Source organism: Klebsiella sp. K5-45 (assembly GCF_030128605.1).
GTDB lineage: Bacteria > Pseudomonadota > Gammaproteobacteria > Enterobacterales > Enterobacteriaceae > Klebsiella > Klebsiella quasipneumoniae.
Genome location: NZ_JAKUZW010000012.1, coordinates 95,581 through 103,576 on the forward strand (window position 1 = coordinate 95,581; position 7,996 = coordinate 103,576).

Sequence of the window (7,996 nt, forward strand, 5' to 3'; positions counted from 1 at the left end):
CGCCGTCATGGAAGCCTTATTGCAACTGAAAGGGATCGATAAAGCGTTCCCTGGCGTCAAGGCGCTCTCCGGCGCCTCGCTGAATGTCTATCCTGGCCGGGTGATGGCGCTGGTGGGTGAGAACGGCGCCGGTAAATCCACCATGATGAAAGTGCTGACCGGGATCTACACCCGTGACGCCGGCGCTTTATTATGGCTCGGTAAAGAGACCACCTTTAACGGCCCAAAATCTTCCCAGGAAGCCGGGATCGGCATTATCCATCAGGAACTGAACCTGATCCCGCAGTTGACGATCGCCGAGAACATCTTCCTTGGCCGCGAGTTCGTTAACCGCTTTGGCAAAATCGACTGGAAGCGGATGTATGCCGAAGCCGACAAGCTGCTGGCGAAGCTGAATCTCCGTTTTACCAGCCAGAAGCTGGTGGGCGATCTGTCGATTGGCGATCAGCAAATGGTGGAGATCGCCAAAGTGCTGAGCTTCGAGTCGAAGGTCATCATTATGGATGAACCGACCGACGCGCTGACCGATACCGAAACCGAATCGCTGTTCCGCGTGATCCGCGAACTAAAATCGCAGGGGCGCGGCATCGTCTACATCTCCCACCGCATGAAAGAGATCTTCGAGATTTGCGACGACGTGACCGTGTTCCGCGACGGGCAGTTTATCGCCGAACGTGAGGTCTCTTCGCTGGATGAAGACCGTCTGATCGAAATGATGGTTGGCCGGAAGCTGGAAGATCAGTATCCGCATCTGGCTAAGGCGCCGGGTGCGGTGCGTCTGAAAGTCGATAATCTCTGCGGCCCGGGCGTGGAAAACGTGACCTTTACCCTGCGCCAGGGGGAAATCCTCGGCGTCGCCGGGCTGATGGGCGCCGGGCGGACCGAGCTGATGAAAGTGTTGTATGGCGCACTGCCGCGCAGCAGCGGCTCTGTGACGCTCGACGGTCACGAAGTGGTGACCCGTTCGCCGCAGGATGGTCTGGCGAACGGCATTGTCTATATCTCCGAAGACCGTAAGCGCGACGGCTTAGTGCTCGGGATGTCGGTAAAAGAAAATATGTCCCTGACCGCCTTGCGCTACTTTAGCCGGACGGGAGGGAGCCTCAAGCATAAAGATGAACAGCAGGCGGTCAGTGATTTCATCCGGCTGTTTAACGTGAAAACGCCGTCCATGGAGCAGGCGATCGGCCTGCTCTCCGGCGGCAACCAGCAAAAGGTCGCCATCGCCCGCGGGCTGATGACCCGGCCGAAGGTCCTGATCCTCGATGAGCCGACCCGTGGCGTCGACGTCGGGGCGAAGAAAGAGATCTACCAGCTCATCAATCAGTTCAAAGCCGATGGCCTGAGCATCATTCTGGTCTCCTCCGAGATGCCGGAAGTGTTGGGCATGAGCGATCGCATCATAGTGATGCATGAAGGGCATCTCGGCGGTGAATTCACACGCGAGCAGGCCACCCAGGAAGTATTGATGGCTGCCGCTGTGGGCAAGCTTAACCGTGTGAATCAGGAGTAAGAAAGATGACAACCCAGGCTGTTTCTGGTCGCCGTTATTTCACGAAAGCGTGGCTGATGGAGCAAAAATCGCTGATTGCCCTGCTGGTGCTGATCGCGGTGGTATCGACCATGAGCCCCAACTTTTTTACCGTCAATAACCTGTTCAATATTCTGCAGCAGACCTCCGTTAACGCCATTATGGCGGTAGGGATGACGTTGGTCATACTGACCTCGGGGATCGACCTGTCCGTCGGTTCCCTGCTGGCGCTCACCGGCGCGGTGGCGGCGTCGATCGTTGGCATTGAGGTGAATGCGCTGGTGGCGGTCGCTGCTGCCCTCGCATTAGGTGCGGCGATCGGAGCAGTCACCGGGGTGATTGTGGCGAAAGGCCGCGTGCAGGCTTTCATCGCCACCCTGGTGATGATGCTGCTGCTGTGCGGCGTGACCATGGTGTACACCAACGGCAGCCCGATCAATACCGGCTTTAGCGATAATTCCGATCTGTTCGGCTGGTTTGGTATCGGGCGTCCGCTGGGGATCCCGACGCCGGTATGGATCATGGCGATTGTCTTCCTGGCGGCCTGGTACATGCTGCACCATACTCGCCTGGGCCGTTATATCTATGCCCTTGGCGGTAATGAGGCAGCGACGCGTCTGTCCGGGATTAGCGTCAATAAAGTCAAAATTATCGTTTACGCGTTGTGCGGGATGCTGGCGTCGCTGGCCGGGATTATCGAAGTGGCGCGCCTCTCCTCCGCACAGCCAACGGCCGGGACAGGCTATGAGCTGGACGCCATTGCGGCAGTCGTGCTCGGTGGCACTAGCCTGGCGGGCGGCAAAGGACGCATTGTCGGCACGCTGATTGGCGCGCTGATCCTTGGCTTCCTGAATAATGGTTTGAACCTTTTAGGCGTTTCTTCCTATTACCAGATGATCGTTAAAGCGGTGGTGATTTTGCTGGCGGTACTGGTAGATAACAAAAAGCAGTAACTGAGAACTCTACAGGACATCTTAACTATGAATATGAAAAAACTGGCGACCCTGGTCTCTGCTGTTGCGCTAAGTGCGACCGTTAGCGCGAACGCGATGGCCAAAGACACCATCGCTCTGGTTATCTCTACTCTCAACAACCCGTTTTTCGTGTCTCTGAAAGACGGCGCGCAAAAAGAAGCTGACAAACTGGGCTACAACCTGGTGGTGCTCGATTCCCAGAACAACCCGGCGAAAGAGTTGGCTAACGTTCAGGATTTAACGGTGCGCGGCGCGAAGCTGTTGCTGATCAACCCCACCGACTCTGATGCCGTCGGCAATGCTGTGAAGATGGCGAACCAGGCAAAAATCCCGGTCATCACCCTTGACCGTCAGGCGACAAAAGGCGATGTCGTGAGCCACATCGCCTCTGACAACGTGCAGGGCGGAAAAATGGCGGGCGATTACATCGCGAAAAAGCTGGGTGAAAGTGCGAAAGTTATTGAGCTGCAGGGCATTGCCGGGACTTCCGCGGCGCGCGAGCGTGGCGAAGGCTTCAAACAGGCTGTGGCGGCGCACAAGTTCAATGTTCTGGCCAGCCAGCCGGCCGATTTCGACCGTACCAAAGGGCTGAACGTGATGCAGAACCTGCTGACCGCCCATCCTGACGTCCAGGCGGTGTTCGCGCAGAATGATGAAATGGCGCTCGGCGCCCTGCGCGCGCTGCAGACCGCAGGCAAGTCCGATGTGATGGTGGTTGGATTTGACGGCACTCCGGATGGCGAAAAAGCAGTAAACAGTGGCAAACTGGCGGCGACCGTCGCACAGTTGCCGGAGCAGATCGGCGCGAAAGGCGTTGAGACTGCTGATAAGGTACTGAAGGGCGAAAAAGTGGAGGCTAACTACCCGGTTGAGCTGAAGCTGGTCGTTAAGCAGTAATATGCGATTCGGACTGGCAACGGTCCGAGGGACAATATAAAAAAGAAAAGCAGGGCATGCGCCACCGGATCCCGGTGGCGCGCTTTCCCGGGAACAGAAACGATGAAAACTGCAGGCAAACTTGTCGTCCTTGGCAGCATCAATGCCGATCACATTCTCAACCTTGACGCTTTCCCGACACCGGGTGAAACCGTCACCGGCAACCACTACCAGCTGGCGTTCGGGGGGAAAGGGGCCAACCAGGCGGTGGCCGCCGGGCGCAGCGGGGCGGATATCGCGTTTATCGCCTGCACCGGCGATGACGACATCGGTGAACGCATCCGCCGCCAGCTGGCAAGCGATAAAATCGATGTGGCGCCTGTGCGCGCGGTCGCCGGGGAAGCAACCGGCGTGGCGTTAATCTTCGTTAACGCCGAAGGTGAGAATGTCATCGGTATTCATGCCGGCGCCAATGCGGCATTATCCGTCGCTCAGGTAGAGGCGGAAAAAGCGCGGATCGCCAGCGCGCAGGCGTTGTTGATGCAGCTCGAGTCACCGCTGGAGAGCGTGCTGGCGGCGGCGAAAATCGCCCATCACCATCAGACCACCGTGGTGCTTAATCCCGCGCCAGCGCGTGAACTATCCGATGAACTGCTGGCGCTGGTGGATATCATTACCCCCAACGAAACCGAAGCGGAAAAGCTGACGGGTATTCGCGTTGAGAGTGACGAGGATGCGGCAAAAGCCGCCGACGTGCTGCATGCCAAAGGCATTGGTACCGTGATGATCACCCTCGGCAGCCGCGGCGTCTGGCTCAGTGCCGAAGGCGAAAGCCGCCGGATCCCAGGGTTTCGTGTGCAGGCTATTGATACTATCGCCGCCGGCGACACCTTCAACGGCGCGCTGGTAACCGCGCTGCTGGAAGGGACCGACCTGCCGGAGGCGATCCGCTTTGCGCATGCCGCGGCGGCGATTGCCGTAACCCGCAAAGGCGCGCAGCCTTCCGTGCCGTGGCGCACAGAGATCGATGAATTTTTAGCGCAACAGGGGTAATGCTTGGCTACGATGAAAGATGTGGCCCGCGTAGCGGGCGTTTCCACATCGACGGTGTCACACGTCATCAATAAGGACCGCTTTGTCAGCGAGGCGATCACCGCCAAAGTCGACGCCGCGATCAAAAGCCTTAACTACGCCCCCTCTGCGCTGGCGCGTAGCCTCAAGCTTAATCAAACCCGCACCATCGGCATGCTGATCACCGCCAGTACCAATCCGTTTTATTCGGAGCTGGTGCGGGGCGTGGAGCGCAGCTGCTTTGAGCGGGGTTATAGTCTCGTACTCTGTAATACGGAAGGTGATGAGCAGCGAATGAATCGTAATCTGGAGACGTTAATGCAAAAACGCGTCGATGGATTACTGCTGCTGTGCACTGAGACCCACCAACCCTCTCCGGAAATTATGCAGCGCTATCCGTCGGTTCCGACGGTCATGATGGACTGGGCGCCGTTTGATGGCGATAGCGATCTGATTCAGGATAACTCGCTGCTCGGTGGTGATATGGCGACCCAGTACCTGATCGATCAAGGGTATTCACACATCGCCTGCATTGCCGGCCCGCTGGATAAAACCCCGGCGCGTCTGCGCCTTGAAGGTTACCATGCCGCGATGGCGCGCTGCGGTCTGCCCGTAGCCGAGGGATACGTGGTGACCAGCGATTTTGAGTTTGGCGGCGGGTTTAGCGCGATGCAGCGGCTGCTGGCGTTGCCGCAGCGGCCGCAGGCGGTGTTTGTCGGTAACGATGCCATGGCGGTTGGCGCTTATCAGGCGTTATACCAGGCCGGGCTGCAGATCCCGCAGGATATGGCGCTGGTGGGTTACGATGATATTGAACTGGCTCGCTATATGACGCCGCCGTTGACCACCATTCATCAACCGAAAGATGAGCTGGGGGAACTGGCCATCGACGTGCTGATCCATCGCATGGCCGACCCGCAGCAAAAACAGCAGCGCGTACAGTTAACCCCGGAGCTGGTGGTCCGCGGTTCCGCTTAGCGTTTGTGCCGCTCGCTAATCAGGTTGCGGCCATCCTTCGCTCTTAACAGCATAAACATCAGCGCCGACACGATGGTTATCACGCCCATGGTAATAAAGGTGTAGTGAAACTGCTCTACGGTGCTGGCGCTGTCAAAACCTTCATAGAAGCGCAGCACCGCAGCGCTGATGGCCACCCCGAGACTGATGGAAAGCTGCTGGGTGACGGCCAGCAGGCTGTTGCCGCTGCTGGCATTGTCATCCGTCAGATCGGCCAGGGTAATGGTATTCATGGCGGTAAACTGCGTGGACATCGCCATCCCCAGCACGAACAGCGGCAGAAGAAGCATCCACAGCGGCATTTCTGGCGACTGCAGCGAGAACTGGGCAATCATAAGGCCAATAAACACGGTGATCCCCACCAGGGTCTTACGATAGCCAAACCAGCGCAGCACCTGGGTAACGGTAGATTTCGCAATAATCGAGCCGATAGCGGTGGGGGCGATCATACAGCCGGCGATAATAGCCGGATAGCCGAAGCCAACCTGTAGCATGAGCGGCATCAGAAACGGCACGCAACCGGTACCCAACCGCGTGGCAAGGTTGCCGGCAATGCCAACCGAGAACGTATGGGTCTTAAATAAAGAGAGCGAGATAAGCGGCGCAGGATGGCGGCGCGCGTGACGGACATAGGCCAGGAGCAATATCAGACTGACGGCGATCACCGCCAGCGCCAGCCATGTCGCCACAATTTTTTCGCCAAACAGTTCAATACCGCTGGAAAATAACACCAGGCTTAAGCCAAATAACAGAAAACCGGTTATATCGAAGCGTCGGCGCGGCGTTGTGAAATTTGGCATGTATTTACGGGCGTACAGAATGCCGATCACGCCGATGGGTATGTTTATCAGGAAAATCCAATGCCAGCTGGCCCAGGTAACAAATACCCCGCCGAGCACCGGACCCAGAATCGGTCCCACCAGTCCTGGCATGGTGACAAAGTTCAGAACCGGCAGCAGTTCGCTGCGCGGATAGGCGCGCAGGAGGGCCAGCCTCGCCACCGGCATCATCATCGCCCCGCCGATCCCCTGAATGACGCGAAAAATGACCAGTTCCGTTAATGAACTGGAGAGCGCGCAGGCGAGGGAGCCGAGAGTAAACAGGCTAACGGCGATGATAAAGACCCGACGCGTGCCGAAGCGATCGGCCAGCCAGCCGCTGACCGGGATCAGCATCGCCACCGTCAGCGTATAGCTGATGATGGCCGACTGCATTGCTAACGGGGAACGATTCAGGCTGTGGGCGATAGCCGGGAGGGCAGTGTTAAGAATGGTGGCATCCAGCGCCTGCATAAAGAAGGCCATCGCCGCAATCCACGGCAGGCCGGCCATGCTGCGCCCTTTTTTTCCGCTCATGCCAAATCCTTGTTATTGATTTACGTGGTGTGGGGCGTTTAGCAGCGCCTGGCAGGCAAGTAAGGCACCCGGCGCATCACTGTTGAGAATGGCATCGACAATCGCCTGGTGGAGATCGAGCTTCACCACTTCATTTTGCGTAATTGATGTGAAGTAAGTGTGGTAGACCGAATGAAATAAAGAAGCGAATGAGCTGAGGAAAGGATTACCGCTCATTTCATAGATATGTTCATGCCAGGCCATATCGACTGCTATCCAGCGATCGCGCTGAAAATGGCGTTTCAGGGCAATCATCTCTTCCATTAGGGTATTGAGCTGCGCTTTCTGCTCTGCGGTGCCGTGGGCGGCAGCGAGAAAACAGGCCTGTGGCTCCAGGCTGCTGCGCATGACGAGAAAGTGGCTCACCACCTCTTCGAAGTTATCTTCTGTTAGCCACCAGGAGAGGAGCTCTTTATCAAGGAAGTTCCAGCTGCTGCGCGGCATGACCCGGGTGCCAATGCGAGGGCGGGGCAGCAGCATGCCTTTTGCAGTGAGTGTCTTCACCGCTTCGCGGACGGCGGTACGACTCACGCCGAACTGCTCCCCTAACTCCATTTCGCCGGGAAGAATGCTTTCCGGCTGATATTCGCCAGTCAGTATTTTTTGGGCGAGCTTCTCGGCTAGTACCCAGGAGATGTTCTTTTGTGCCGCCAGTTGCTGTGCGCTTAAAGACATAAATGCCGTTCCTTTCTTTTCTCTACTCTAACAGTATGCCACCAGGCGCCCCGTTTCGTTGGTTAAAACAGCAAAACGGCGGTTTTTTGCGACATTCCTCGCCGCATTGTTGAAAAAAGAGACGGTTGAAAAGTTTTTTTGCATTTCCCCTTGTCACCTCGGAATTACTCCCTATAATGCGCCTCCACTGACACGGAACAACGGCAAGCAAGCCGCCGGGTCAGCGGGGTTCCGGTGAGAACCTCGCAGAGAAAAGCAAAAATAAATGCTTGACTCTGCAGCGGGAAAGCGTAATATGCACACCCCGCGCCGCAGCGAAAAACGAAGCGGCACTGCTCTTTAACAATTTATCAGACAATCTGTGTGGGCACTCAAAGTGACATGGATTCTTAACGTCCTCGGACGAAAAATGAATACCAAGTCTCAAGAGTGAACACGTAATTCATTACGAAGTTTAA

Annotated in this window: 7 protein-coding genes; 5 read left to right on the forward strand and 2 right to left on the reverse strand. The window is 56.9% G+C overall.

What is annotated here, in order from left to right; translation table 11 throughout:
* Window positions 1–7 precede the first annotated feature (7 nt).
* The 5 genes from rbsA (at window position 8) to rbsR (ending at window position 5,430) form a co-directional block, all read left to right on the forward strand.
* The gene (rbsA, locus tag MKS11_RS22815; protein WP_004202321.1) at window positions 8–1,513 is read left to right on the forward strand and encodes a ribose ABC transporter ATP-binding protein RbsA; all 1,506 of its coding nucleotides are present in this window, start codon (window positions 8–10) and stop codon (window positions 1,511–1,513) included.
* A gap of 5 nt (window positions 1,514–1,518) precedes the next feature.
* A complete protein-coding gene (rbsC, locus tag MKS11_RS22820; protein WP_284109708.1) occupies window positions 1,519–2,484 on the forward strand; it encodes a ribose ABC transporter permease in 966 nt (321 codons plus the stop codon).
* Window positions 2,485–2,511: 27 nt separating this feature from the next.
* Window positions 2,512–3,402 (forward strand): ribose ABC transporter substrate-binding protein RbsB, encoded by an 891-nt coding sequence (gene rbsB, locus MKS11_RS22825; protein ID WP_004202323.1) that lies wholly within the window; start codon window positions 2,512–2,514, stop codon window positions 3,400–3,402.
* A gap of 102 nt (window positions 3,403–3,504) precedes the next feature.
* Window positions 3,505–4,434, forward strand: coding sequence for a ribokinase (gene rbsK / locus MKS11_RS22830; protein ID WP_004202324.1), 930 nt, complete (start codon window positions 3,505–3,507; stop codon window positions 4,432–4,434).
* A 3-nt stretch (window positions 4,435–4,437) separates the two neighbouring features.
* Window positions 4,438–5,430 (forward strand): ribose operon transcriptional repressor RbsR, encoded by a 993-nt coding sequence (gene rbsR, locus MKS11_RS22835; protein WP_004202326.1) that lies wholly within the window; start codon window positions 4,438–4,440, stop codon window positions 5,428–5,430.
* On the opposite strand, the gene mdtD is transcribed toward rbsR, so the two are convergent.
* Both mdtD and MKS11_RS22845 read right to left on the reverse strand, forming a co-directional pair.
* Window positions 5,427–6,824, reverse strand: a complete 1,398-nt coding sequence (gene mdtD / locus MKS11_RS22840; RefSeq protein WP_004202328.1) for a multidrug transporter subunit MdtD — start codon at window positions 6,822–6,824, stop codon at window positions 5,427–5,429. The two genes, rbsR and mdtD, sit on opposite strands and share 4 nt — an antisense overlap.
* A 12-nt stretch (window positions 6,825–6,836) precedes the next feature.
* Complete coding sequence (locus tag MKS11_RS22845; protein ID WP_004202329.1) at window positions 6,837–7,538, reverse strand: FadR/GntR family transcriptional regulator; 702 nt, start codon at window positions 7,536–7,538, stop codon at window positions 6,837–6,839.
* Window positions 7,539–7,996 lie beyond the last annotated feature (458 nt).

Coding starts and splice junctions, on each gene's coding strand:
- rbsA (WP_004202321.1), top strand. CDS start 8: ATGGAAGCCTTATTGCAACTGAAAGGGATCGATAAAGCGTTCCCTGGC.
- rbsC (WP_284109708.1), top strand. CDS start 1,519: ATGACAACCCAGGCTGTTTCTGGTCGCCGTTATTTCACGAAAGCGTGG.
- rbsB (WP_004202323.1), top strand. CDS start 2,512: ATGAATATGAAAAAACTGGCGACCCTGGTCTCTGCTGTTGCGCTAAGT.
- rbsK (WP_004202324.1), top strand. CDS start 3,505: ATGAAAACTGCAGGCAAACTTGTCGTCCTTGGCAGCATCAATGCCGAT.
- mdtD (WP_004202328.1), bottom strand. CDS start 6,824: ATGAGCGGAAAAAAAGGGCGCAGCATGGCCGGCCTGCCGTGGATTGCG.
- MKS11_RS22845 (WP_004202329.1), bottom strand. CDS start 7,538: ATGTCTTTAAGCGCACAGCAACTGGCGGCACAAAAGAACATCTCCTGG.